The 26,484-nt window shown below is 59.5% G+C and carries 19 protein-coding genes; 10 read left to right on the top strand and 9 right to left on the bottom strand.

All coding sequences use genetic code 11. The features are described 5' to 3' along the window. Nucleotides 1-240: 240 nt before the first annotated feature. Both KGA83_RS10055 and KGA83_RS10050 read right to left on the bottom strand, forming a co-directional pair. The gene (locus KGA83_RS10055; RefSeq protein WP_223529620.1) at nucleotides 241-2,964 is read right to left on the bottom strand and encodes an RHS repeat-associated core domain-containing protein; all 2,724 of its coding nucleotides are present in this window, start codon (nucleotides 2,962-2,964) and stop codon (nucleotides 241-243) included. Nucleotides 2,965-3,142: 178 nt separating this feature from the next. Continuing rightward, nucleotides 3,143-5,920: an RHS repeat domain-containing protein gene (locus KGA83_RS10050; protein ID WP_223529619.1), complete on the bottom strand. Its 2,778-nt coding sequence runs from the start codon at nucleotides 5,918-5,920 to the stop codon at nucleotides 3,143-3,145. A gap of 174 nt (nucleotides 5,921-6,094) precedes the next feature. Here KGA83_RS10050 and KGA83_RS10045 point away from each other — a divergent pair, with 174 nt between their 5' ends. From KGA83_RS10045 to KGA83_RS10035, 3 genes are all read left to right on the top strand, one after another. Beyond that, entirely contained in the window at nucleotides 6,095-6,559 is a 465-nt protein-coding gene (locus KGA83_RS10045) for a multidrug transporter (RefSeq protein WP_108214937.1), read from the top strand. 34 nt (nucleotides 6,560-6,593) lie between these two features. Beyond that, on the top strand, nucleotides 6,594-7,418 hold the full coding sequence (locus KGA83_RS10040; RefSeq protein ID WP_108214936.1) for an SDR family oxidoreductase: 825 nt from the start codon (nucleotides 6,594-6,596) through the stop codon (nucleotides 7,416-7,418). A 132-nt stretch (nucleotides 7,419-7,550) separates the two neighbouring features. Continuing rightward, on the top strand, nucleotides 7,551-7,940 hold the full coding sequence (locus KGA83_RS10035) for a DUF4440 domain-containing protein (protein ID WP_108214935.1): 390 nt from the start codon (nucleotides 7,551-7,553) through the stop codon (nucleotides 7,938-7,940). 122 nt (nucleotides 7,941-8,062) lie between these two features. Here the strand turns inward: KGA83_RS10035 and KGA83_RS10030 are convergent, their stop codons facing one another. From KGA83_RS10030 to KGA83_RS10015, 4 genes are all read right to left on the bottom strand, one after another. Then, nucleotides 8,063-8,926, bottom strand: a complete 864-nt coding sequence (locus KGA83_RS10030; protein WP_108214934.1) for an HlyD family secretion protein — start codon at nucleotides 8,924-8,926, stop codon at nucleotides 8,063-8,065. 39 nt (nucleotides 8,927-8,965) lie between these two features. Continuing rightward, the gene (locus KGA83_RS10025) at nucleotides 8,966-9,166 is read right to left on the bottom strand and encodes a DUF1656 domain-containing protein (protein WP_108214933.1); all 201 of its coding nucleotides are present in this window, start codon (nucleotides 9,164-9,166) and stop codon (nucleotides 8,966-8,968) included. Then, a complete protein-coding gene (locus KGA83_RS10020) occupies nucleotides 9,156-11,348 on the bottom strand; it encodes an FUSC family protein (RefSeq protein ID WP_108214932.1) in 2,193 nt (730 codons plus the stop codon). The genes KGA83_RS10025 and KGA83_RS10020 overlap by 11 nt, the downstream gene beginning before the upstream one ends. Nucleotides 11,349-11,487: 139 nt before the next feature. Next, nucleotides 11,488-12,987 (bottom strand): efflux transporter outer membrane subunit, encoded by a 1,500-nt coding sequence (locus KGA83_RS10015; protein WP_223529618.1) that lies wholly within the window; start codon nucleotides 12,985-12,987, stop codon nucleotides 11,488-11,490. A 191-nt stretch (nucleotides 12,988-13,178) separates the two neighbouring features. Here KGA83_RS10015 and KGA83_RS10010 point away from each other — a divergent pair, with 191 nt between their 5' ends. The 7 genes from KGA83_RS10010 (at nucleotide 13,179) to KGA83_RS09980 (ending at nucleotide 22,862) form a co-directional block, all read left to right on the top strand. Further along, nucleotides 13,179-14,147 carry a LysR family transcriptional regulator gene (locus tag KGA83_RS10010; protein WP_223459805.1) on the top strand — a complete coding sequence of 323 codons (969 nt, stop codon included), beginning with the start codon at nucleotides 13,179-13,181 and terminating at the stop codon, nucleotides 14,145-14,147. A 244-nt stretch (nucleotides 14,148-14,391) separates the two neighbouring features. Continuing rightward, a complete protein-coding gene (locus tag KGA83_RS10005; protein WP_108214929.1) occupies nucleotides 14,392-15,552 on the top strand; it encodes an efflux RND transporter periplasmic adaptor subunit in 1,161 nt (386 codons plus the stop codon). Then, nucleotides 15,549-18,650 (top strand): multidrug efflux RND transporter permease subunit, encoded by a 3,102-nt coding sequence (locus KGA83_RS10000; RefSeq protein ID WP_223529617.1) that lies wholly within the window; start codon nucleotides 15,549-15,551, stop codon nucleotides 18,648-18,650. The genes KGA83_RS10005 and KGA83_RS10000 overlap by 4 nt, the downstream gene beginning before the upstream one ends. 8 nt (nucleotides 18,651-18,658) lie before the next feature. Next, nucleotides 18,659-19,336 (top strand): heavy metal response regulator transcription factor, encoded by a 678-nt coding sequence (locus KGA83_RS09995; protein WP_223529616.1) that lies wholly within the window; start codon nucleotides 18,659-18,661, stop codon nucleotides 19,334-19,336. Beyond that, nucleotides 19,326-20,690 carry a heavy metal sensor histidine kinase gene (locus KGA83_RS09990; RefSeq protein WP_108214926.1) on the top strand — a complete coding sequence of 455 codons (1,365 nt, stop codon included), beginning with the start codon at nucleotides 19,326-19,328 and terminating at the stop codon, nucleotides 20,688-20,690. Before KGA83_RS09995 ends, KGA83_RS09990 begins: the two co-directional genes overlap by 11 nt. A gap of 196 nt (nucleotides 20,691-20,886) precedes the next feature. Then, on the top strand, nucleotides 20,887-21,111 hold the full coding sequence (locus KGA83_RS09985; RefSeq protein ID WP_108214925.1) for a hypothetical protein: 225 nt from the start codon (nucleotides 20,887-20,889) through the stop codon (nucleotides 21,109-21,111). Between the two features lie 248 nt (nucleotides 21,112-21,359). Next, nucleotides 21,360-22,862 carry a sensor domain-containing diguanylate cyclase gene (locus KGA83_RS09980; protein ID WP_108214924.1) on the top strand — a complete coding sequence of 501 codons (1,503 nt, stop codon included), beginning with the start codon at nucleotides 21,360-21,362 and terminating at the stop codon, nucleotides 22,860-22,862. Nucleotides 22,863-22,932: 70 nt separating this feature from the next. On the opposite strand, the gene lpxC is transcribed toward KGA83_RS09980, so the two are convergent. The 3 genes from lpxC to ftsA form a co-directional block, all read right to left on the bottom strand. Further along, nucleotides 22,933-23,844, bottom strand: coding sequence for a UDP-3-O-acyl-N-acetylglucosamine deacetylase (gene lpxC / locus KGA83_RS09975; protein WP_007939852.1), 912 nt, complete (start codon nucleotides 23,842-23,844; stop codon nucleotides 22,933-22,935). Between the two features lie 112 nt (nucleotides 23,845-23,956). Beyond that, nucleotides 23,957-25,150 (bottom strand): cell division protein FtsZ, encoded by a 1,194-nt coding sequence (gene ftsZ / locus KGA83_RS09970; RefSeq protein WP_108214923.1) that lies wholly within the window; start codon nucleotides 25,148-25,150, stop codon nucleotides 23,957-23,959. A 73-nt stretch (nucleotides 25,151-25,223) separates the two neighbouring features. Further along, the gene (gene ftsA, locus KGA83_RS09965; RefSeq protein ID WP_007989901.1) at nucleotides 25,224-26,483 is read right to left on the bottom strand and encodes a cell division protein FtsA; all 1,260 of its coding nucleotides are present in this window, start codon (nucleotides 26,481-26,483) and stop codon (nucleotides 25,224-25,226) included. Nucleotide 26,484: the final 1 nt, after the last annotated feature.

Genomic DNA, 26,484 nt, shown 5'->3' with positions numbered 1-26,484 from the left:
CATCAGCAGACATTTGAGTATGTCAATCCTTCCCAGTCCGAATTAGTCAGTTTATTCGAACGTAGAGAAGCATGAGCAAGATGAGAAAACTCCGGCATGGGGACTACATTTTTGTCCAAAAGGAGATTTCATCAGAGTCCCCCCTCGGAGAAAGCAATTCCGGGCGATTACAAAACTAAACCTTACATAAAACATGGGATAATTGCCACTCCACACGCCCCCACTTAAATTACCCGCCCTTCATTTTTCGGTGTCTATTTTTCTATATTCCTTCCTCCAGTTTGAGTATGCACTTCTTAATGTTGCTGAAATAACCACCCTGACATTTTCCATGGTAGGAATTAAATCTGCGTTTTTGAACACCTCAAAAGTTTTCGGATGCCTGACCTCTGTAATAACGTCTTCAATAACGTATATAGGATTGGGACCCAGCAGCACCTCTCTTTCACCGGGAAAAGCTGAAAGTGCAGATATAATAGATATCTTAATACCTTCAGGAATTTTCAACATTAAAAGTGTGTCCTTATCTATTGTAATGCCTGCCGCACGCCCTGAAGAGAAACTCTCAAAACCTTTGTTTTTTATCTGTGCGCCGTCTGCCGTATTTTCATTGAATCCAGTAAAGCCATTAACCCCTCGATATATAATATCAAATTTTGGATCAGGGAGTTTATCCATCCCCACCAGCAATGCTGTCACCACATTATGTATTTCCTTATTGTTTTTTGCCATCTTGCTTTGCCCTCCGCCAACTCTTAACTGCCTAACCAGATCTTGAAATTCCGTACCCGTGTATTTAGCGACAGCATTGCGCTCATCATAAGATAGTGTTTTTTTGGCCACATCAAACTCAACATCATGGGTTTCATTTCTGACATCACTTGGCTTCCAAGTTTGTAATTTCCATTGTCGCCTGAGCACCTCCTGCGCAATATCCCCCACGTTTTCATTTATAAGTATTTCTAACGCATCCTCTAAAGTGTCTGGTGCTAAACCGTTTTTATCTGCGAGACTGACAGGATTATTCCGAACCATCCTGTAAAGGTTCAATCCGTCTATCGTCCCCGCTGGGTCGGAGCTCAACCAGCGTCCGGCCCCTGACTGATAATACCGGTAGCCGTAGTAATACAACCCCGTCACGTCCTGCTCTTTCCCCGAATAACGCACTGTTCTGTAACTCGCTTCTACCTCGCCGCGTCCGGCGAACCACGCGGTAGTGCCAAACGGGTGATAACGCTCCTGGCTGATCACTTCACCATCGTCGTCGAGTTCCAGGGTGCAGGAGCCCAGATGATCATTAAGGTGGTAGCGGTATTGATCATTGGCGCTGTCCTTCGGTGGCTGAGAGTCCCAATGCAACACCCGCACACTGCTGCGCCCGGCCTGGACGCTGATCACCTGCAGCTCTTCGCCCGTGCCACTGTCATTGCGCAGCTCCAGGTTCGGCAGATAGCGGTTTTCAGCGATCAGCGTCCGGGCATTGGTGTGGGCCTCACGGACTTTGCGCAGGCGCATGCCGTCGGCGCCGTAGACATAACGTTCGCGGTCGTTGAGACCTGAGTCACGTTCCACTGGCCGCACTTCACGCAGCTGGTTGCGCAGGTCCCATGCCAAGGCCTGCCCCGGTTGCAGGTTGAGCAGGTTGCCGTTGCCGTCGAAGCCTCGGCGGAAGTCGTCCTCACCCGGCTCCACACCTTCCAGCACCGGCAGGCAACGGTTGCCGTGCGCTGCCGCGACCAGTCGATGACCGTGGTTTTGCGGGCCTTCGTGAGTCAATTCCAGCAGATTGCTGCCCGCATCGTAGCGATAGGTCTGGCGGTAATTGGCGCGGGGCGCGGGGTCATCGAAAGTCGAAAACTGTGGGCCTTTATTGGCGCCGCCCGCTTCCCAGCCGGTGGCTTCGATCAATTGCGACAGGCTGTCGTATCCATAACGATTGACCGGCTCAATCCGCTGGTTGGCGAAGTAGTAAATCGGTAGCGCCGCATCCTCGATGCTCAGCACGTTGCCTACCGGATCGTAGGCATAGCGCAGGTCTTGCAGGGCTTCGTTGTTGCGTTGGGCCCCGAGGCGGGTCAGACGGCCGTTTTGTGAATCGTACTCCAGCGTAGTGACCACGCCGTTGCCGGCGACCTCCCGTTCGGTCTGACCGTGAGCGTTGTAAGTGATGGCGCTGACCAGCGTTTTCGGAGTGGATGCACCGTTGAGTTGCAGACGCACCGCGCGCAACTGGCCGTCGAGGGTCTGACTGAATAACTGGCGGTGGCCTTTGGCATCGGTTTGATGGGAAATCTCGCCCGCCGCGTTGAAGTGCGATCGGGAGGTTGCGCCCTCACCCGGTTCCAGCAGCAACTCGCGATCCGCTATTGACTCGGGCCAGTCCGGCAGCGTCAAGTCGGTCAGAAAATGCCGCGTCTGCTCCAGCACCGCGCCGTGCAAGCCGAACTCGGTAAACCGCTGCGTGCCCGCCGGGTCATCATCGCGAATCAATTGGCCGCACTGGTTGCGCTCGGCAAAAGTCGGTCCGCTCGCGCCGTAACTCAAACGCTCCGCGCAAAGCGCTTCGCCGTCCATCGCCTGCTCGAACACCGATATGAGACGCAACTGAGCGTCGTATTGCAGCCAGCGCTGCGAACCCCGGCCATCCCAGGCATGAACCGATTGCCCCGCCTCACCCAGCAGCGTCACACGCCACCCGGCATCAACGCTGTCCGTACTCAATACCGCGCCGGACAGGGCATAAATCGTTTGTAAATTGGCCGGTGCCGAAGCGTCCAGAAACAACCGCGGGTCCCACTGCGCAATCGCTCGCCCTGCCCAATCATGGACCGTACGGTTGACCCGTGCCTGAGGGGACACGCCGTCGATATCACGCCAAAAGCCCACGCCGCACACTGCCAGTCCCCGAGGGTCAATCGCGGTCAAGGTCGGCGTGTGGCGGTGGACTGAAAGGGTTGCCGGCACAGTGGGCGCTCCTGAGGCACTTATCCATCAAAGACAGCCATCAGAAATCTGTCTACTGTCAGAAATTACAGGTCAGACAGATGGTCATCAGTTCGTCAAATACACATTCTTGTCATCTGTGCCACCCGCGGAAAATTCTGCTGGAGATTATTGAATCCGCATTTCAACTTATACCCATCTACTTATAAACTTTTGGCGCTATTAAATTCGACTTACCAGACCTTATAGATTTCACTCCCCCGGACTCCTCGATTAAAGCCACAGTAGCCGCAGCGAAAGAGTCGGCATTAGCATACGCGACATCGCTAAAATTCAAGCTTCCACCAGCGCTGGCAATTAAATCATTAAGCGCCGGCAACCGACTATCCGCACTGGGGCACCCGACAGCCAAATCAAAGAGAGGCGTGTGGTTCTTTCCTTCCAAGATCTTCTTGTACACATAGTCTTCAGTACCTAAAGCCACATGTGAAAACTCGTGAATCATCGTTAACACCAGATCAACTACCCCCCTGAGATCCTTTACAACTTTCCAGTTTTTCTCATTCACCAGCAAAAACTTTTTATTTCGCTCAGCCTTATACTGTGTTTTCTTTTCTTTTAATTGTTCGGCGAGCTCTTTTTTATTATCAGCGAAATTTCTTAGCGTGCGGCCAACGCTATCAGTGTAAATTTTGAACTCTGAATACTCTTTTCCATCAACCATTGCGACGGCCTTCTTATACATTCCGCCTTCATAATCATCACCAATCAATTCCAGATTACGATGTATTTTAGTACTTTTCGCAACATCTATGACTTTTAATAAATCAGCAGACCACCGAGCAATACGCTGAGGACTGGCATCATTGAAATATTTAATCATCACATTCTGAATCGCAACAGAGCCACTATTCCTTAGAACCTCAACTGCTGCTTCGGCATAATTTATTGATTCTTTTCGTGCGTTTTCAACCTCATTTTTAACCCCAAACAAAAAAGGTTTCAAACCATCAATATCTATCCTATTAACTGGATTATTAGTCACCATTACATACAGATTAATACCATCAACTTCACCGGCAGGATCTGGATTCAACCACCGCTGCCAGGCCGCCATGTAGTATCTGAACCCATAGTAATAAAGCCCCGTAGCATCCTGCTCCTTCCCTGAATAACGCACTGTTCTGTAACTCGCTTCTGCCTCCCCGCGGCCGCCAAACCACGCGGTGGTGCCATACGGGTGATAACGCTCCTGGCTGATCACTTCACCGTCATCATCGAGTTCCAGGGTGCAGGAACCCAAGTGATCGTTCAGTTGGTAGCGGTATTGATCATTGGCGCTGTCCTTCGGTGGCGCCGATTCCCAATGCAACACCCGCACAGTGCTGCGCCCGGTCTGCACGCTGATCACCTGCAACACTTCGCCCGTGCCGTTATAATTGCGCAGTTCCAGGTTCGGCAAATAACGGGTTTCAGCGATCAGTGTCCGGGCATGGGTGAGCGTTTCGCGGACTTTGCGCAGGCGCATGCCGTCGGCGCCGTAGACGTAGCGTTCGCGGTCATTGAGACCCGAGTCGCGCTCCACTGGCCGTACTTCACTCAACTGGTTGCGCAGATCCCATGCCAAGGCCTGCCCCAGTTGCAGGTTGAGCAGGTTACCGTTGCGGTCGAAGCCATGGCGGAAGTCGTCCTCACCGGGTTCTATCCCTTCCAGCACCGGCAGGCAACGGTTGCTGTGCGCCGCCGCGACCAGTCGATGGCCATGACTTTGCGGACCTTCGTGGGTTAGCTCCAGCAGATTGCTGCCCGTATCGTAGTGATAGGTCTGGCGGTAGTTCGCGCGGGGCGCGGGGTCATCGAAAGCCGAAAACTGTGGGCCTTTATTGGCGCCGCCCGCCTCCCAGCCCGTGGCTTCGATCAGTTGCGAGAGACTGTCGTACCCATAACGATTGACCGGTTCGATACGCTGGTTGGCGAAGTAGCGAATCGGCTGCGCGGCATCCTCGATGCTCAGCACATTGCCCACCGGGTCGTAGGTGTAGCGCAGGTCTTGCAAGGCTTCGTTGCCACGTAGCGCCTGGAGGCGGATCAGGCGCCCATTCTGCGCGTCGTATTCCTGCGTGGTGATCACGCCGTTGCCGACGACTTCCCGTTCGGTCTGGCCATGGGCATTGTAGGCGATGGCGCTGACCAGCGTTTTCGGAGTGGATGCGCCGTTGAGTTGCAGACGAACCGCGCGCAACTGGCCGTCGAGGGTCTGACTGAATAACTGGCGGTGGCCTTTCGCATCGGTTTGATGGGAGACCTCGCCCAATGCGTTGAAGTGCGAATGGGTGATGGCACTCTCGCCCGGTTCCAGCAGCAACTCACGCTCCGCTACCGGCTCAGGCCAATCAGGCAGCGACAACGCTTGCAGAAAATGCCTCGTCTGCTCCAGTACCGCGGCGTGCAAGCCGAACTCGGTAAACCGCTGCGTGCCCGCCGGGTCATCATGGCGAATCAGTTGGCCGCATTGGTTGTGCTCGGCGGCGAACTGATCGCTCGCGCCGTAACTCAAGCGCTCCGCGCAAAGCGCTTCGCCGTCCACCGGTTGTTCGAACACCGATTCCGGGCGCAGTTGAGTGTCGTACCGCAACCAGTGCTGCGAGCCTCGACCATCCCAGTGGTGAACTGATTGCCCCGCCTCGCCCAGCAGCGTCACACGCCACCCCGCATCAACGCTGTCCGTACTCAACACCGCGCCGGACAGGGCATGAACCGTTTGCAGATTGGCCGCTGCCGAAGCGTCCAGAAACAGTCGTGGATCCCACTGCGCAATCGCGCGCCCTGCCCCATCATGGGCCGTGCGGTTGACCCGTGCCTGAGGAGGCACACCTTCAATGTCACGCCAGTAACCCACAGCGCGGACTGGCAACTCCCGAGGGTCCCTTGCCGTCAGGCTCGGGATGTGGCGGTGGATTGAAAGGGTTGCTGGCACTGGCGCCGCTCCTCGAACACTTCCCCTCATCTAAGCCTGTCGATCAAGTGCCCGGCTACTGTCAGAAATTACAGGGCCGACAGACGGCCTTCTGTACCATCGGCACGCCCCGCCCATCGCCAACCCCACCTGTGCTTAGGTAGGATGACCCTCTCTATTCCCGAGATTTACGTCATGTTCATCGGCGTCCTTCTGGTCATCACCTGGCTAATCCTGTTGCTGCGCTACCCGGCCAAGGCCTTGCCCGTTTCCATGGCTGCCGCCGCGGGGCTGGGCATCGTCGCCACCTGGGTCATCTGGATGGACCACCGCGAACTCAAGCAGCTGCAACGCCTGGAGTTGCGCATCAGCTACGCCCCGCAGCAATGTCCCGCCGATCGGCCACTGCAATTGACCCTGAACAACGGCAATGACGTGCCGCTAACCGAGCTGCGCTGGCGAGTCGCGGCTTATGCACCGGGCGATACGGTGAACCTGGCCGACAACCAATACACCGCCCCACGCTATCGTGGCCCCGGCGAATTGCAGGCCGGTGGCAACTGGGAAGACTGTTTGCCGCTGCCGCCACTGCGCCCTGGCTACCGTCCGGAAACCCTGGAGTTTCGCGCCGAGCGATTGCAGGGTAGTTTTTCCGACTGATCCTTCCCCATTTTTTTTGCACAAGGAATGCGCCATGCCCGTTGCGTTGATTACCGGTTGCTCCAGCGGCATCGGCCGTGCCCTTGCCGATGCGTTCAAGGGCGCCGGCTATGAAGTCTGGGCCAGTGCGCGCAAGGCCGAAGATGTCGCCATGCTGAGCGCTGCCGGATTTACCGCCGTGCAACTTGACGTAAACGACGGTGTTGCCCTTGAGCAGTTGAGCGACCGCATCAACCAGGAGCGCGGTGGTCTCGACGTGCTGATCAACAACGCGGGTTATGGCGCCATGGGACCACTGCTCGATGGCGGCGTACCGGCCATGCAACGCCAGTTCGAAACCAATGTGTTCGCTGTCGTCGGCGTCACCCGCGCGATGTTTCCTGTGCTACGCCGGAGCAAAGGATTGGTCGTGAATATCGGCAGCGTTTCGGGTGTGCTGGTCACGCCATTCGCCGGCGCCTACTGCGCGTCGAAAGCCGCCGTGCATGCCTTGAGCGATGCCTTGCGCATGGAACTGGCGCCGTTCGGCGTGCGGGTGATGGAAGTCCAGCCGGGGGCCATCGCTTCCAGTTTCGCCAAGAATGCCGGGCAAGAAGCCGAGCAACTGATCAGTGAGCAATCGCCATGGTTCCCGCTGCGTGAAGGCATTCGCGCCCGGGCCAGGGCTTCCCAGGACAAACCGACGCCGGCCAGTGAATTCGCTGTCGGGTTGCTCAAGGCTGTGCAACAGGACAAGCCACCGCGACTGATTCGCCTCGGCAATGGCAGTCGTGCGTTGCCGCTGATGGCAAGTCTGTTGCCCAAGGGGTTGCTCGAATCCGGGCTGATGAAGCGGTTCGGGTTGCGTGGGCAGCTCTGAGACCGATTCGGTCGAGCGCGACCCCGGCCCATCGCGAGCAGGCTCACTCCTACATTGAAATGCGTTTCCCTGTAGGAGTGAGCCTGCTCGCGAAGGCGTCAGAACAGACACCACAGAATTTCAGGAAACAACATGACCGACTACACCGAATACTTCGACGAAGTGATCCAGGCCCACGTGACCATCGAACAATGGCTGGCCGAAGAGCGGGACGCGTCCGAGCTCGAAAAGCTGCTGGCCCGTTTTTCGCCACAGTTCTCCATGGTCTCGCCGCTCGGTCGGGTGCTGGATTTTGACGCGCTGAACGAATTGTTCACGTTGGCGGGCGGCAAGAAACTCGGGTTCCGCATCGAGCTCAGTGAGTTGCGTGGTATTGCGTTGTACGACGGCGGCGCGACCGTGAGTTACCGCGAACAACAAACCGATGCGACCGGACTGCACTCGGATCGTCGCTCCACGGTGGTGTTCGAGAAGGTAGATGACAGGATTCTTTGGCGGCATTTGCAGGAAACTTTCTGCTGAAACCGAGGGCGATCAACTGTAGGAGCGAGCTCGCTCGCGATGGACGTCAACGATAACGCGGACATTCGGGTAAGCCTGCGTCGCTCTCCGGTTTTTCGCGAGCGAGCTCGCTCCTACAAGGGTTAAGCACCATCACCTTGCTTCACCACCACCGTACACGTAATCCCCGCTGCCAACACCACACCCTCCGGCACTTCATCGATGTGAATGCGCACCGGCACCCGTTGCGCCAGGCGCACCCAGTTGAAGGTCGGATTGACGTCGGCGATCAACTCGCGGCTCTCCGGGTTGTCGCGGTCGTAGATACCGCGCGAGATGCTTTCCACATGGCCCTTGAGCACTTCGCCGCTCATCAGTTGCATGTCGGCCTTATCACCCACGTGCACATGGGGCAGCTTGGTTTCTTCGAAGAAGCCGTAGACCCAGAACGAGTTCATGTCGACCACAGCCATTTTTGCCTCACCGATGCGTGCGTAGTCGCCGCGATGCACGTTGAGGTTGGTGACGTAGCCGTCCACTGCAGCGCGCACTTCAGTGCGTTTGAGATTGAGTTCGGCGGCTTCCAGTTGCGCCTGAGCCTGCTGGTAATCGGCCAGGGCCGAGTCGGCGAGATTACTGGCATCGTCACGGTTTTCCCGGGAGATCACCAGATTGTCCATATCGGCTCGACGGTGGGCGTTGACCTTGCGCATCTCCCAGGTCGCCTTGCGCGATGCCACCAGACTTTGCGCCTGCTTGACTGCAAGGCGGTAGTGTTCGGGGTCGATCTGCATCAGCAAATCGCCCTTCTTCACCAGTTGGTTGTCACGCACCGGCACGTCTACCACTTCACCGGTGACGTCGGCGGCGACATTGATGATATCGGCGCGCACGCGGCCGTCGCGGGTCCATGGCGTGTTCATGTAGTGCTCCCACAAGGAGTGGCCGACCCACAGCGCGAGGGCCAGCACCAACAGGGTCGCGAGCAGGCTGAAAAACTTTTTCATCGGGGCATTCTTCAGAGATAGAGAGTCAGTGATAGAGAGTCAACGGTAGACAGTCAGCGCCAACGCGCCGAACAAACAGGTAAACAGACTCAGGCGCAGTAACGCCGGGTGCCAGAAAAAACGGTACAGGTCGAACCCGGACAGGAACCGGTCCAGCGCCCAGGCAATCGCCGCCGCGATGAAAAACATCAGGGTCATGGTTGGCATGTACACGCCATGGAAGGCGATTTCACGAGGCATGTTCAAGTCCTTGTCGCTGGCTGCTTGAGAAGGCGGCGAGCGGTGATTGCGGATCGAGTAATGAGGTGCGGATGAAGTGCAGATAGCTCTTCACCCGGCGCAACGCCGAGGTATCGAAGTGCGGGGCGAAGGGTTCGTCAGTGGACTGCACACGACTGATCGCGTGATCGACGGCGACCAACGCGCGCTCGAGGTTGCTGCTGTTCGGTTGCAGGAACAGCCGCACCAACGCACGCCCCATCACCCGGATCGCCTGGCGCCACGGCCGGGATTCGGCATAGGCCGGATGCACCGGCAGAATCGCCTGCTCCTTGCGCAACTCGATGATCGCGTGACCGACTTCCAGCACCACGAACATCCAGCGCAGCAAGTCCCGCTGCACTTGCGGTTGCCCCGCCGCGAAGCCGTAGGCCTGATGCACCAGATCGCGGGTGCGGCTTTCGAAACTCGACGCCAAACCCTTGAGCTTGCCACTGATGGCGTACACCACCTGACCGCGCAAATCCTGCTCCAGCCGACGCCAAAGCCAGCGGCTGTTGGGCGGCAGAATGATCGCCCCGGCCGCTGCGCACACCAGCATGCCCATTACCATGGCGATGTAGTCGTTGATGAAGGTGTAGGGGTTGTAGACCGTGAGGTTGTCCGGCACCGAACCGGTGCTGAAGAAGATCAGCAAGCCCAGGCCGACGCCGACGTATTGCGGCCGCGAAGTCAGGAACGAGCCCAGTACGATCACCGGTGCGAGCATCACGCACAGCAACGCAAATCCGTCGATCCACGGAAAAATGAAAAACATCTCGACGAAGCCGATCAGCGCCCCGAGCAACGTCCCGCACGCCATCTGAAAGGCCATGCGTTTCGGGTTCGGGGTGGCGGCGGACAAGCCCACGGTTGCAGCGGCGATCAGGGTCATGGTCGCGCCGCTCTGCCAGGCGGTTGCCACCCAGTAGCTGCCCAAAACCACCAGGATGAACGCCGCGCGAATCCCCGATGCCGCCGCGGCCATCCAGTTGGTTTGCGGGGTGAACGGCTCGTCCCAGCGCTCCCGTTCGTGAGTGTGATCGGCCAGGGAGGCGTGGGTCTGTGCATAACTGTGCAGGTCGTCGACGAAGCGATAGAGCAGCTCGTACGCGGTGTGGAAGTCCAGCAGTTCGTCGTCGCTCGGTTCGCTCTCCTGAAAGATCGCCCGCAGGCTGCGTACCCGCGCCGGCAACCCTGCCCTGTATGCGCTCAGCGCCGAAACCAGACGCGCCGCATCGGCGCTGGTCAGGGCACGACCACTGAAGCCGTCGAGCAGTTCGGCGAGGTCTTGCAAGCCCGGTTTTATCGCCGCCACGGCATGGTCCGTATTGTTGTTGCGCAAGCGTTCGAGCAACTGATGCAGGGCATTGAAGCGCGTGGTGATGCCCATGAACTCACTGTTCAGGCGACTGAGTCGTCCATTGCGCCGACGCATGTGCGGGTCTTCGAACACGGTGACGCTGCGCAACCCTTCCAGTCCGACTGCCTCGGCAATGAAACGCACGTTGCCGGCCTCGAACGCCTCGCGCTGACTGCGGCCACGCAAGCCGTCGGTGACGAACAGGGCGAACACGCCGAAGCGCTGATACAGGGCATTGCGCATGGCGGCGCTGGCGGTTTGCGGCAGGATTGCAGCGCTGATCAATGTCGAACAGAGAATGCCCAATGAGATTTCCAGCACCCGCCAGACCGCCGCCATGAACGCACCCTCCGGATGGGCCAACGCGGGCAAGCCGACCATCGCGGCGGTGTATCCGGCGAGTACGAAACCGTAGGCGCGGAAGTTGCGGCAGCGGGCGGCACCGGCCGTGCAGATACCGACCCAGATCGCCAGCGAGCCGAGGAACAGTTCAGTGTTCTGCGCAAACAGGGCGATCAGCGCGACCATCACCGCCGACCCGGCCAGGGTGCCGAGAAAACGATAGAAACTCTTGGCGAACACCTGGCCGCTTTGCGGCTGCATGACGATGAACACGGTGATCATCGCCGTGCGCGGTTGCGGCAGTTCCAGGCGCATGGCCAGCCACAGCGCCAGGAATGCCGCGAACAGCACCTTGAAGATGTAAACCCAGGTCACGCCGTCGCTGCGTGCCCAGTCGAAGAACCCCCGGCGCCATTCCAGGGAGTACAGCCAGCGCAAGGGTGCGGGCAAGGGAGTCATTAAATCCTGCTCAGTGAAATTCGATGAAAACCGGCACCTTGTAGGAGTGAGCCTGCTCGCGATAGCGGTGAGTCAGGCAATACAAATTCTGACTGATGCGCCCTCATCGCGAGCAGGCTCGCTCCTACAGGTATTGCATTCACCTCAAAAGGCTCGGAGTTTTCGGCGCCTGGGTCTGGCTGTCGTTCGGTACTTCGTCGCCCGCGCCCAAACCACCACCCAACGCCGTCACCAGCTCTGCATGAGCACTCAATCGCGCCGCCTGAACCTGCTGCTGCACTTGCTGCTGCTTGAACAGCAGAGTCTGGGCGTTGAGCACGTTGAGGTAATCGGTCAAACCGCGTTGGTAGGCGATCATCGCGATGTCGTAGGTCTTCTGCGCGGTGGCCACCGACTCGGCGGCGAAAGCCTGTTGCTTGTCCATGGACTCGCGGCGGATCAACTGGTCGGAGATGTTTTTCAGGGCATTGACCAGGGTCTGGTTGTACTTGGCCACGGCGATGTCATACCCGGCCGAGGCTTCGCCCAGTTCCGAGCGCAAACGCCCGCCGTCGAAGATCGGCAGCGAAATCGCCGGCCCAACGCTGTAGTTGAGTTTCTTGCCGGTCAGGAACTCCAGCGCCCCGCCGCCGGTGGCCATGTAGCCGAGGCTGCCGACCAGATCGACGTTCGGGTAGAAACCGGCATGGGCGACATCGATGCCCCGTGCCTGCGCCGCCACTTGCCAGCGGCTGGCGACCACGTCCGGGCGCTGCCCGAGCAATTGCGCCGGCAGCGAAGACGGCAGTTTCAGCGGTGCACCCAGCGACAGCGTTGGCCGCTGCAACTGCGCGCCCTCCCCCGGCCCCTTGCCAGCGAGGGCGGCGAGCTGGTTGCGGCTCAAGGCGATTTCTTCGTCGAGGGCGTCGATCTGGCGATGGGTTTCCGGCAGCGGCGTCTGGGCCTGGCTGACCTCGAAATGAGTGCCGATACCCCCGCTCAGGCGTTTTTGCGCCAGCTCGAGAATCTGCTGTTGCTGCTTCAAGGTCGCTTCAACGATGTCCCGTTGCGCGTAATGCAGCGAGAGCTCGATGTAGACCCGGACGATGTTGTCCTGCAATTCGAGCTGGGCCTGGCGGGCTTCAGCCACGGTCATGTGCGCCAGGTCCACGGCGCGCTCGGAGGCATTGCTTTCGCGGCCCCAGAGGTCGAGGGCATAGCTGAAGCCCAGCGCGGCATTGTTGTCCCAGGTGGTGCTGTTGGCCAGTTCGCCAGGGCCATAGAACTGGTCGGTCGGCCAGTTGTGGCGCTTGAGAGTGGCATCGCCATTGATCTGCAGCGACTCGGCCGCTTCGGCCACGCCGGCCATGGACCTGGCCTGACGCACCCGGGCGGCGGCCATGGCCAGGGTCGGACTGCCTTGCAGGGCGAGGTCGATCCAGCGATTCAGTTGCGGGTCGCCATAGGCTTGCCACCATTGCGCCGTGGGCCAGTGCGCATCTTGCGCGGCGCTCTGGATCGCTTCGTCGGTGGCCAGGGAATTGGCCTCCAGCGCCTTGCCCTGCGGGGCAATACCTCCGGTTCCGATGCAGCCGCTGATTGCCAGGGTTAAAGCCAAAACACTGAGCGGCTGAAGCGCTCTGCTGATGCGACGCGGCACTGCTGCGATTTCCTGAGGTGGGGTGTTCTTGAGGTGAGCGCAATTCTATGGGGCTGCCTGAAGGGCGATAAGCTGGGATTCCTGTGAATCTTTGTTACCGTTAACGAGATAATCCGTTGGTAGATCTTTAGTCGCCTGTAAATAAACAGAAACTTCGTGTCACAATTTGTCATTCGACGAGAGAGCACCCCATGGACACTTTGCAAAACATGCGCGCCTTCAGTTACGTGGCCGAAGCCGGCAGCTTCACCGCCGCCGCCGTGCAACTGGACACCACCACGGCCAACGTCTCGCGCGCGGTCTCCAACCTGGAAGCCCACCTGCAAACCCGCCTGCTCAACCGAACGACCCGCCGTATCGCCCTGACCGAAGCCGGCAAGCGTTACCTGTTGCGCTGCGAACAGATCCTGGCCTACGTCGAAGAAGCCGAAGCCGAGGCCAGCGACGCCCACGCCCGTCCGGCCGGGCAACTGAAAGTGCACACCATGACCGGCATCGGCCAGCACTTCGTGATCGACGCCATCGCCCGCTACCGCAAGACCCACCCGGACGTGACCTTCGACCTGACCATGGCCAACCGCGTGCCGGACCTGCTCGACGAGGGTTACGACGTGTCCATCGTCCTGGCCCGCGAACTGCCGGACTCGGGTTTCGTCTCCCAGCGCCTGGGCATCACCTACAGCATCGTTTGCGCCTCGCCGGCCTACGTCAAAGCCAACGGCTGCGCACAAAAACCCAGCGACCTGCTCAACCACGCCTGCCTGCGCCTGGTCAGCCCGGTGATTCCGCTGGAGAAATGGGCCTTCGACGGTCCTGACGGCCAGGAGATGGTCACCATCAACAGCTCACCGTTCCTGGTGAACTCCGCCGACGCGATGAAATCCGCGATCATCAGCGGCATGGGCGTTGGCGTGCTACCGCTGTACGCCGCGATAGAAGGCCTGCGCAACGGCACGCTGGTACGCATGATGCCCAAATACCGCTCGCAGGAACTGAACCTGTACGCCATCTACCCGTCGCGCCAGTACCTGGATGCGAAGATCAAGACCTGGGTCGAGTATTTGCGTGGATCGTTGCCGGAATTGCTGGCGGCGCACCAGGCGGAACTGGCGGCGTATGAACTGAGCGGGAGTCTGGGTGGGGTTCGGGTGGCGAATTGACAGGTCCCACGTAGGAGCTGTCGAGTGAAACGAGGCTGCGATCTTTTGATCTTGTTTTTAAAAGGCAAGATCAAAAGATCGCAGCCTTCGGCAGCTCCTACCAGGCCGAGTGTCAGCTCGCCTGCAGCTGTTGAACCAAACCGCAAACTGACAGCGCCGTCAGTTAGCCGTCACCCTCCTGACCGGCAAACAGGTTTATAAAGGAAAATACCAACCGAACACCCAGCCCCGGCGCCCCACTCGCATGCGAATCCAGAAAAAATCGGCCCTGCTCGTCGCCCTTCTGATCGTCCTGGCAGCGCTGGGCCTGTGGTATGCCGCCAAACCGGCCAAAGCCAAACTCGCCCCCCCCACCGCCATCCCCGTGCGAGTGGTCGCCGTTGCCGAAAAAGACGTGCCGCGCTATGTCAGCGGCATCGGTTCGGTGTTGTCCCTGCACAGCGTCGTGGTCCGCCCACAAATCGACGGTATTCTCACCAAAATCATGGTCAAGGAAGGCCAACTGGTGAAAAAAGGCGACCTGCTTGCCACCATCGACGACCGGTCGATCCGCGCCAGCCTCGATCAGGCCCGGTCACAACTGGGCGAAAGCCAGGCGCAGCTCCAAGTGGCGCTGGTCAACCTCAAACGCTACAAACTGCTGAGCGTCGACGACGGCGTGTCCAAGCAGACTTACGACCAGCAACAGGCCCTGGTCAACCAGCTCAAGGCCACCGCCCAAGGCAACCAGGCGGCGATTGATTCTGCCGAGGTACAGCTTTCCTACACACAAATCCGCTCACCGGTCAGCGGTCGTGTCGGTATTCGCACGGTGGACGAAGGCAACTTCCTGCGCATGACCGACACCAAGGGCTTGTTCACTGTCACCCAGATCGACCCGATCGCCGTGGAGTTTTCCCTGCCGCAGCAAATGCTGCCGACCTTGCAGGGCCTGATCAACGATCCACAGCACGCACAGGTCAAGGCCTACATCGGTGCCGACACCGACGGCGAAACCGGCAACCTGCTCGGCGAAGGCCACCTGACCCTGATCGACAACCAGATCAATGCCAGCACCGGCACCATCCGCGCCAAGGCCGAGTTCGACAATCCAGGGCAGAAGCTCTGGCCAGGCCTGCTGGTAACGGTAAAGATTCAGACGGCCCTGGAGAAAAATGCGCTGGTGGTGCCGCCGACAGTCGTACAACGCGGCCTCGACCAGCACTTCGTGTACCGGGTCAATGGCGACAAGGTCGAAGCCGTGCAGGTGCAGATGGTCTATCAAGGCAGCGGCCAGGACATCATCAAAGGTGTGAAGCCCGGTGATGTGCTGGTCAGCGATGGTCAGTCGCGGCTCAAGCCCGGCGCTACTGTGCAAGTGCTGACCGAGCCGCCGCAAGTGGTGCGATCGGAGGCGGCGCAATGAAGGGTCATGGTTCGATTTCAGCCTGGTGCATCGACCACCCGGTGGCCACGGTCCTGCTGACGTTCGCCCTGGTGCTGCTGGGTGTCATCGCGTTTCCGCGCCTGCCGGTAGCGCCGTTGCCGGAGGCAGAATTCCCGACCATCCAGGTGGCCGCGCAACTGCCCGGCGCCAACCCGGAAACCATGGCTTCCTCGGTGGCCACGCCTCTTGAAGTGCAATTCAGCGCCATTCCCGGCGTGACCCAGATGACCTCGAGCAGTGCACTGGGCTCGACCAACCTGACCCTGCAATTCACCCTCGACAAGAGTATCGACACCGCCGCCCAGGAAGTGCAGGCGGCGATCAATACTGCCGCGGGCAAACTGCCCAAGGACATGCCGAACCTGCCGACCTGGCGCAAGGTCAACCCGGCCGACAGCCCGGTGCTGATCCTCAGCGTCAACTCCTCGCTGATGCCCGGCCCGCAGCTCAGCGACCTGACGGAAACCCTGTTGTCCCGTCAGCTCAGTCAGGTCGACGGTGTAGGCCAGGTCGTCATCACCGGTCAGCAGCGTCCGGCGATCCGCGTTCAGGTTTCGGCGGACAAGCTCGCGGCCATTGGCCTGACCCTCGCCGACATCCGCCTGGCGATCCAGCAGACCAGCCTCAACCTTGCCAAGGGTGCGCTGTACGGGGAGTCGAGCATCTCGACCCTGTCCACCAACGACCAGTTGTTCCACCCTGAGGACTACAGCCAGCTGATTGTTTCCTACAAAGACGGTGCGCCGGTTCATCTGCGCGATGTCGCCAAAGTCGTCAACGGCTCGGAAGATGCCTACATCCAGGCTTGGGCAGGCTCGCAACCGGGGGTAAACCTGGTGATCTTCCGCCAGCCGGGGGCCAACATCGTCGAAACCGTGGACCGCATCCAGGCCGCCTTGCCGGCGCTGGAAGCGATGCTCCCCGCCTCGGTGCAGGTCAAGACGCTGATCGACCGCACCCAGACCATCCGTGCCTCGTTGCATGAAGTGGAAATCACCCTGCTGATCGCCATCATGCTGGTGGTGGCGGTGATGGCGCTGTTCCTGCGTCAGTTGTCGGCGACCTTGATCGTCTCGGCGGTGCTGGGGGTTTCGCTGATCGCCAGCTTTGCCCTGATGTATGTGATGGGCTTCAGCCTGAACAACCTGACGCTGGTGGCGATCGTGGTGGCCGTGGGCTTTGTGGTCGATGATGCGATCGTGGTGGTGGAAAACATTCACCGGCACCTGGAGGCCGGCGAAGGCATGCGCGAAGCGGCGATCAAGGGCGCCGGGGAGATCGGCTTCACCGTGGTGTCGATCAGTTTCTCGCTGGTGGCTGCGTTCATTCCGCTGCTGTTCATGGGCGGCGTGGTCGGGCGGTTGTTCAAGGAGTTCGCCCTGACTGCCACCTCGACCATCATGATTTCGGTGGTGGTATCCCTGACCCTGGCGCCGATGCTGGCCGCGCTGTTCATGCGCGCGCCGGTGCATCACGCCCACGACAAACCGGGCTTCGGTGAACGCCTGTTGGCCTGGTACGAAAAAGGCCTGCGCCATGCCCTCGCCCACCAGAAAACGATGATCGGTGTGTTTGCTTTGTCGCTGGGTCTGGCCGTCGCCGGTTACATCTTCATTCCCAAGGGTTTCTTCCCGATCCAGGACACCGGTTTCGTCTTCGGCACCACCGAAGCTGCTGCCGATATTTCCTATGGCGACATGGTGAAAAAACACCTGGCGATGGCCGAAATCGTCGCTGCCGATCCCGCAGTCGAAACGTTTTCACATTCCGTCGGTGTCTCGGGCAGCAACCAGACCATCGCCAATGGCCGCTTCTGGATCACCCTGAAAAAACGTGGCGACCGCGACGTCTCCGCCAGCCAGTTCATCGACCGGATTCGTCCGCAACTGATGAAAGTACCGGGTATCGTCCTGTACCTGCGCGCCGGCCAGGACATCAACCTCAGCTCCGGCCCAAGCCGTGCCCAGTACCAATACGTACTCAAGAGTAACGACGGCGGCACACTCAGCACCTGGACCCAGCGCCTGACGGAAAAACTGCGCGCCAGCCCGGCCTTCCGCGACATTTCCAATGACTTGCAACTGGGCGGCAGCATCACCCATATCAGCATCGACCGTAGCGCCGCTGCCCGTTTCGGTCTGACCGCCAGCGACGTCGACGAAGCGCTGTACGATGCGTTCGGCCAGCGCCAGATCAATGAATTCCAGACCCAGGTCAACCAGTACAACGTGATCCTGGAACTGGACACCAAGCAGCGCGGCAAGGCCGAGAGCCTCAATTACTTCTACCTGCGCTCGCCCCTGAGCGGGGAAATGGTGCCGCTGTCGGCCCTGGCCAGGTTTGATGCGCCAACCATCGGCCCGCTATCCATCGCCCATGACGGCATGTTCCCGGCGGCCAACCTGTCATTCAACCTGGCCCCCGGTGTGGCGTTGGGCGATGCGGTGATCATGCTCAACCAGGCCAAAGTCGACATCGGCATGCCGACCGCCATCAGCGGCAATTTCCAGGGCGCGGCCCAGGCGTTCCAGAGTTCGCTGGCCAGCCAGCCGTGGCTGATCCTGGCAGCGCTGGTGGCGGTGTACATCATTCTCGGCGTGCTCTACGAGAGTTTCGTGCACCCGCTGACGATCATTTCGACCTTGCCTTCAGCGGGCCTCGGCGCGGTGATCATGCTGTGGATCTGCGGCCAGGACTTTTCGATCATGGCCTTGATCGGCCTGGTGCTGTTGATCGGTATCGTCAAGAAAAACGGCATCCTGATGATCGACTTCGCCCTCGAAGCGCAGCGCAATGGCGGACTGTCACCTGAAGAAGCGATCTTCAAGGCCTGCATCACGCGGTTCCGGCCGATCATCATGACCACCCTCGCCGCCCTGCTCGGCGCCCTGCCGCTGATGCTCGGCTACGGCACCGGCGCCGAGTTGCGCCAGCCCCTGGGGATCGCGGTGGTCGGCGGCTTACTGGTGAGCCAGGCGCTGACGCTGTTCACCACGCCGGTCATATACTTGTGGCTGGAGCGTCTGTTCCATCGGCCTAAACCTGCGCCAGTACCGGTGCTGGCGAGCACAGACTGAGGCGGGTCATGCGCGTTCTGATTATCGAAGACGAAGAAAAAACCGCGGACTATCTGCATCGCGGCCTGACGGAACAGGGTTTCACCGTGGATCTGGCCCGCGATGGTGTGGAAGGCCTGCACCTGGCGCTGGAGAGCGACTACGCGGTGATCGTCCTCGACGTGATGCTGCCGGGCCTCGACGGCTTCGGTGTGTTGCGCGCCCTGCGTGCACGCAAGCAAACCCCGGTGATCATGCTCACCGCCCGCGAGCGTGTGGAAGATCGCATCAAGGGCCTGCGTGAAGGCGCCGATGACTATCTGGGCAAACCGTTTTCCTTCCTGGAACTGGTGGCGCGCCTGCAAGCGCTGACCCGCCGTAGCGGTGGCCATGAACCGGTGCAAGTGAGCATCGCCGACCTGTGGATAGATTTGATCAGCCGCAAGGCGACTCGAGGTGGCACACGGCTGGACCTGACCGCCAAGGAGTTCTCGCTGCTCAGCGTGCTGGCCCGACGCCAGGGTGAAATCCTGTCGAAAACCGCCATTGCCGAAATGGTCTGGGACATCAATTTCGACAGCGATGCCAACGTCGTCGAAGTCGCGATCAAACGCCTGCGGGCCAAGCTCGACGGGCCGTTCGAAGAGAAACTGTTGCACACCATTCGCGGCATGGGTTATGTGCTGGAGAGCCGTGGTGTCCAGTAACTCGATCGCGCTGCGTTTAAGCGGGATGTTCACGCTGGTGGCGCTGTTAGTCTTTCTGTTGATCGGTTGGGCGCTGTACCAGCAGGTCGACAAGGGCCTGGGCCTGTTGCCCGAAGCCGAGCTGGACGCGCGCTACAGCGTGCTCGAATCCACGGTCGGCCGTTACGGCACGCCCGAGCACTGGGTGAAGATCAACAACAAGCTCAATCTGCTGAGCGAAGAAGACAAGCGCATCCGTTTCTGGATCATCAGCGGCGATCCACACTACGAATACGGCAGCCTGACACCGCAAATCCGCGCCTTTGCCCAAGGGCCGCTGGGCACCCGCGACATGCATCTGCCGGATCACCCCTATCCGCTGAAAGTGCTGGTCAGCGAATTCCCGGCCAAGGATCAGCGTCCACCGCTGCGTTTCATGATCGCCATCGACACCGAGACGTTTTTCCAGACCCAGCATCAACTGCTGACCGCGCTGATCAGCCTGGCGATTGTCGGCGTGCTGCTGGCCTCGGCACTGGGATACTGGGTGGCGCGGATCGGGCTCAAGCCGCTGATCAAACTGTCCCAGGAAGCCCAGCGCCTGGCCCCGCCGTTGCGCTCGGGGCGCTTGCGACTCTCACCGTTGCCGCCGGAACTCGATCAATTCGTCAGTTCGTTCAACTCGACCCTGGAACGGGTTGAACAAGCGTACTCGCGCCTTGAATCGTTCAACGCCGACGTCGCCCACGAACTGCGCTCGCCACTGACCAACCTGATCGGCCAGACCCAGGTCGCATTGACCCGCGGACGCTCCGCCGAGCATTACTTCGAAGTGCTGCAATCGAACCTCGAAGAGCTTGAGCGACTGCGTTCGATCATCAACGACATGCTGTTCCTCGCCAGCGCCGATCAGGGCAGCAAGGCGACCAAACTCACCTCAACCTCACTGGCCGATGAAGTGGCGACGACCCTGGAGTACCTGGATTTCATTCTCGAAGACGCTCAGGTCCGGGTTGAGGTCAGTGGTGACGCGCAAGTGCGGATCGAGATCGCTCATCTGCGCCGGGCGTTGATCAATCTGCTGAACAACGCGGTGCAGCACACCGCGCCCGGGCAGGTGATTCAGGTGCGCATTGAGGCCGCAGAACACCAGGTCAGCATCGGCGTTGCCAACCCCGGTTCGCCGATTGCCCGTGAACACCTGCCACGGCTGTTCGAGCGCTTCTATCGGGTCGATGCTTCGCGCAGCAACAGCGGTCAAAACCATGGATTGGGACTGGCCATCGTCAAGGCCATTGCGTTGATGCATGGCGGCGATGTGTTTGTGCGCAGTGACCATGGCATGAATACCTTCGGTATCCATCTCCCGGTCTGATACACCTGGAAAGTCAAAAGATCGCAGCCTGCGGCAGCTCCTACTGCTGGACTGTTTTTCTGTAGGAGCTGCCGCAGGCTGCGATCTTTGCTTTTGCTGTAACAGTCCTTTCATGAATCCGCTCTTTTTCCCCTCACCCCATATCCTTATCTTTGCCCGCACCAAACAGCACTTGCCAAGCAAGAAGGTTTTAAAGATGTCCAACAGTATGGGTATTGCCAGCGCTTTCGTTTTGTCCTCTTTGTTCCTGTCACCCTTGGCGATGGCGGAAGAGTCGCAAACTTTCGTCGCGCATAACACCGCACGCGCTGCGGCGTTCAAAGAGCATCGGATCGAGATGTCCGCCAAGGCTGCGCAAGACGCCCAGGCCCCGCAAGCATCCAGCACTCAGGCCCAGCCACGGGTCGAGAAAGACAGCTGATCTGCACTGTTCACTCACGTTTCCCTCGACACTTTTCATCGGCTCTTCCCTTTGCAAAGTTGTCTTCAAAGCCGCTGCTGTCAGCGGCTTTTTTTTATAGTGGCGACTCAACCTTCATTGCAACTTTTGCAACGAAAGTCACTGACGCCCACCCCATCGATCAATCGTTCGAGCAACAGAAACGATTCATTCGGCTGCTACGTTTATGCAACTACGCTTACAACGTCCCTCTAGCAGACGCCAGCCCTATGACCGCAAGCCGCACCCCACACTTTCAAGGCCCGCCCGGGCGACCCGAGATCATGGTGATCCTCGGCAGCACCCTGACTGTCATCTCGATCCTGTGCATTGTCACTTACCTGCTGATCCGCGAGCACGCCAATGCCCAGCAGACCGCCACACGCAGCGCGACCACCATTGCGCAACTGATCGATGCCGATGTCCTGCGTACGGTCGAGCTCTATGACTTGACCTTGCAGGGCCTGATCGCCGCCGCCCAACGGGACGACCTGAAACAGGTTTCGCCGCAGATCCGGCACCTGGTGCTGTTCGACCGCTCCACCACCGCGCGCTACAAGGGCGACATCCTGCTGCTGGACAAGCACGGCGACGTGCTGGCCGACTCATCGTTGATCGAACCGAAACCGGGCAACTTCGCTGACCGCGATTATTTCCTGGCCCATGTCTTCAATCGCGACGCTGGAATGTTTGTCAGCCGACCGTTCAAGACACGTTGTGACTGCGATGACAGCGACGAATGGCGCATCAGTTTCAGCCGACGCATTTCCTCGCCCACAGGTGAATTTCTGGGGGTCGCGGTGGCGTCGATGCGCATGAGCTACTTCGACCAGCTGTTCAACAGCCTCGAAATCGGCTCCGGCAGTACGCTGGGCATCATCAACGACGACGGGATTCTCCTGGCGCAGAAGCCGTACCGGGAACAAAACGCCGTCGGCAAAAACTTCTCCAGCCGCCCCAACGTCGCACGCATGCTGCAGGAGCGCAGTGGGACCTTCGAAAGCGTGTCGAGTGTCGACCATCAGCGGCGCCTGTACACCTTTTCCCGGGTCGGCAATCTGCCGCTGACCGTCATCGTGGCCCTTTCTATCGATGAAGTGTTCGCCACCTGGAACCGCACGGCCTATGTGATCAACGGTGCGACGGGGGTTTTGTGCATCGGTCTGTTGTGGCTGACCTGGCTGCTCTGCCGCGAGCTGCGACTGCGCCAATATGCCGAGCTGGAATTGTCGCAATTGGCGGCCACCGACGCCTTGACCGGCGTGGCCAACCGTCGATCTCTTGATCAGACCCTGCGCCATGAGTGGTTTCGTGCGCAGCGCAGCGGCAAGCCGCTGTCGTTGCTGATGATCGATGCCGATCACTTCAAGGCCTTCAATGACCGGCACGGGCATCAGGCCGGCGACGACGCCTTGCGGGCATTGGCCGAGGTCATCCGCGCCAGTGTCCATCGCCCGGCAGACCTGGTGGCTCGCTATGGCGGTGAAGAGTTTTCGGTGGTCCTGGCCGAAACTGACAGCGAAGGCGCGCGGCAGATCGCCGAGCATATCCGTGAGGCGGTGCAAAAACTGCTGCTGGCGGATGCCGGTGAACCACCGATGAGCGTGAGTATCGGTATTGCCACCTGGACTGAAGCCAGCGATATCAACCTGGAGCAATTGCTGTTCAGTGCCGACAAGGCGTTGTATCAGGCCAAGGAAGGGGGGCGTAATCGGGTGGTGTGCGCGGATTGAAGCAAAGATCTTTTGCTTCATAAAAAAAGGCCACCCGAAGGCAGCCTTTAAAAACTAGAGAGGTTTTTACTTACACGGCCGCAACCGGACGCATGTAAGAGATCGGTGCAGTGCTGGCGTCTTCGAACGTCACGACTTCCCAGGCATCTGTCTGCTCAATCAACTTGCGCAGCAGCTGGTTGTTCAGTGCGTGGCCGGACTTGAAGCCCTTGAACTCACCGATCAGGCTATTGCCCAGCAGGTAGAGGTCACCAATTGCATCGAGAATCTTGTGCTTCACGAATTCGTCTTCATAGCGAAGGCCGTCTTCGTTCAGTACGCCATCGGCGTCGACCACAATAGCGTTTTCAACACTGCCGCCGAGTGCGAGGTTGTGCTTGCGCAGGTACTCGATGTCACTCATGAAACCAAAGGTACGGGCGCGGCTGACTTCTTTTACGAACGAAGTGCTGGAAAAATCCACGCTTGCACTTTGTGTGCGGTCACGGAAAACCGGGTGATCGAAATCGATCTCGAAGCTCACCTTGAACCCTTCGAAAGGGACGAAAGTGGCGCGCTTGTCGCCGTCTTCCACTGTCACTTCACGCAGGATGCGGATGAACTTCTTGGCGGCGTCCTGTTCTTCCAGTCCAGCCGATTGAATCAGGAATACGAAAGGTCCAGCGCTACCATCCATGATCGGGACTTCGGACGCGGAGAGCTCGACGTAGGCGTTATCGATGCCCAGGCCTGCCATGGCCGAGAGCAGGTGCTCTACCGTGTCCACTTTGACGTCACCATTAACGAGCGTGGTCGACATAGTGGTTTCACCAACGTTTTCCGCGCGGGCAGGAATCTGCACGACGGGGTCGAGGTCGGCGCGACAAAACACAATGCCGGTGTCGACAGGCGCTGGCTTGAGGGTCAGGTAGACCTTCTCCCCGGAGTGCAGGCCGACACCTGTGGCACGGATAATATTCTTCAGGGTGCGTTGTTTAATCATGGCATGGGCCGCTTCAGCGCAAATTGCGAACTGGTATCAACAAAGGCTGGCGATGATAGCAGACCAGACCTTTGCTGAACACCAATCACCCTAATACCCCTGATACATTTCATCAATCGGCCTGACGACGCAGAAATGCCGGGATGTCCAGGTAGTCCAGGTCATCTTGCGGATTCATCTTCGCGGCAGCCGCAGCACCGGCCTGGGCCTGGTTGCGCATGACGGTCGGACGGTCCAGGTCACGGTAGTTCACCGCTGGAGCTTCATGACGAACAGGGGCCTGTTGTTGTGGCTGTGCAGCCATCGAAGTATGGACAGTGTTGTCGATGACCTTCACAGGCTTCTCGATTTTGGCGCCCAGACCCGTGGCAACGACCGTCACGTGCAGCTCGTCGCGCATGTCCGGATCGATAACGGTACCGACCTTGACCATCGCGTGCTCGGAAGCGAACGCCTCGATGATGCTACCCACGTCGGAGTATTCGCCCAGGGACAGATCGGGACCCGCGGTGATGTTCACCAGGATGCCGCGAGCGCCTTGCAGGTTCACGTCTTCCAGCAGCGGGTTACGAATGGCCGCTTCGGTGGCTTCGCGTGCACGGTTCGGACCGCTGGCGCAGCCAGTGCCCATCATCGCCATGCCCATTTCGCTCATCACGGTACGCACGTCGGCGAAGTCGACGTTGATCATGCCCGGACGCTTGATGATGTCGGAGATACCGCGAACGGCACCGGCCAGTACATCGTCGGCCTTGGCGAAAGCCGACAAGAGGCTTGCGTCTTTACCGAGGATGGTCAGCAGCTTCTCGTTGGGAATGGTGATCAACGAGTCGACGCTTTCAGACAGCAGACGAATACCTTCGTCGGCAATCTGCATGCGCTTGCGGCCTTCGAACGGGAACGGACGAGTCACCACCGCGACGGTGAGAATGCCCATTTCCTTGGCCACTTCAGCAATGATTGGCGCAGCACCGGTACCGGTGCCACCGCCCATGCCCGTGGTGATGAACACCATATTGGTGCCCTGCAGGACTTCGGCAATGCGCTCACGATCTTCGAGAGCGGCCTGACGACCTACTTCAGGGTTGGCGCCAGCGCCGAGACCTTTGGTCACGCCGGTGCCCAGTTGCAGGATGGTCCGCGCGCCGATGCTTTTCAGCGCTTGAGCATCGGTGTTGGCGCAGATGAACTCGACGCCTTCGATGTTGCTCTTGACCATGTGGTTGACAGCGTTGCCGCCGCCACCGCCGACACCGATAACTTTGATTACCGGGCTTGCGGGGATGTTGTCTACGAGTTCGAACATTTTCCCTCTCCTTTACATTCTCTAGTTTTTTCGCCTACTGCGTGCTTCGGTGTAACGGTGTAACGGTAAATCTTCAGAAATTGCCCTGGACCCACTTCTTCAGGCGGTCCAGCAGCGGAGCCTGCGGCTCTTCGTTGCTGTAGCTGTCGCGGCTGCCGATGCCCGAGAACGAGATGCCGTCGGACTGCTTCTGCAGGCCGTACATCAACAGGCCGACGCCGGTGGAATAGATCGGGTTGCGCACCACGTCATCCAGACCTTTCACGCCGTGAGGCACGCCCAGACGCACCGGCATGTGGAAGATTTCCTCGGCCAGTTCGGTAGCGCCTTCCATCTTCGACGTACCACCGGTCAGCACGATGCCGGCCGGGATCAGGTCTTCGTAGCCGCTGCGGCGCAGTTCGGCCTGGATCAGCGTGAACAGTTCGTCGTAGCGCGGCTCGACCACTTCGGCCAGGGCCTGGCGGGACAGCTCGCGTGGTGGACGGTCGCCAACGCTTGGCACCTTGATGGTTTCACCGGCACCGGCCAGTTTGGCCAGGGCGCAGGCGTAGCGAATCTTGATTTCCTCGGCGTACTGGGTCGGAGTGCGCAACGCCATGGCGATGTCGTTGGTCACCTGGTCGCCGGCAATCGGGATTACCGCGGTGTGACGGATCGCACCTTCGGTGAAGATCGCGATGTCGGTGGTGCCACCGCCGATGTCCACCAGGCACACACCCAGCTCTTTCTCGTCATCGGTCAGTACCGAGTACGCGGAAGCCAGTTGCTCGAGAATGATGTCGTCGATTTCCAGGCCACAACGACGCACGCATTTTTCAATGTTCTGTGCGGCATTGACGGCGCAGGTGACCACGTGGACCTTGGCTTCCAGACGCACACCGGACATGCCCAGTGGCTCGCGGACGCCTTCCTGGTTATCGATTACGTAATCCTGCGGCAGGGTGTGCAGCACGCGCTGGTCAGCCGGGATCGCCACGGCCTGGGCGGCGTCGAGTACACGCTCAAGGTCCGCCGAGCTGACTTCGCGATCACGAATCGCCACGATGCCGTGGGAGTTCAGGCTGCGGATGTGATTGCCGGCCACGCCGACGAACGCCGAGTGAATGCGGCAACCCGCCATCAGCTGCGCTTCTTCGATGGCGCGCTGGATCGATTGCACGGTGGATTCGATGTTCACCACCACGCCTTTTTTCAGGCCACGGGACGGATGGGTACCGATCCCGACGATTTCCAGCGTGCCGTCGTCCGCGACCTCGCCCACCAGCGCCACCACCTTGGAGGTGCCGATATCGAGACCGACGATCATTTTGCCGCTTTGCACGTTTGCCATG

This window comes from Pseudomonas sp. GL-R-19, from assembly GCF_019956375.1.
GTDB lineage: Bacteria > Pseudomonadota > Gammaproteobacteria > Pseudomonadales > Pseudomonadaceae > Aquipseudomonas.
The sequence above is the reverse complement of the archived record's forward strand: the minus strand, read 5'-3'. Positions and strand labels throughout refer to the sequence as shown.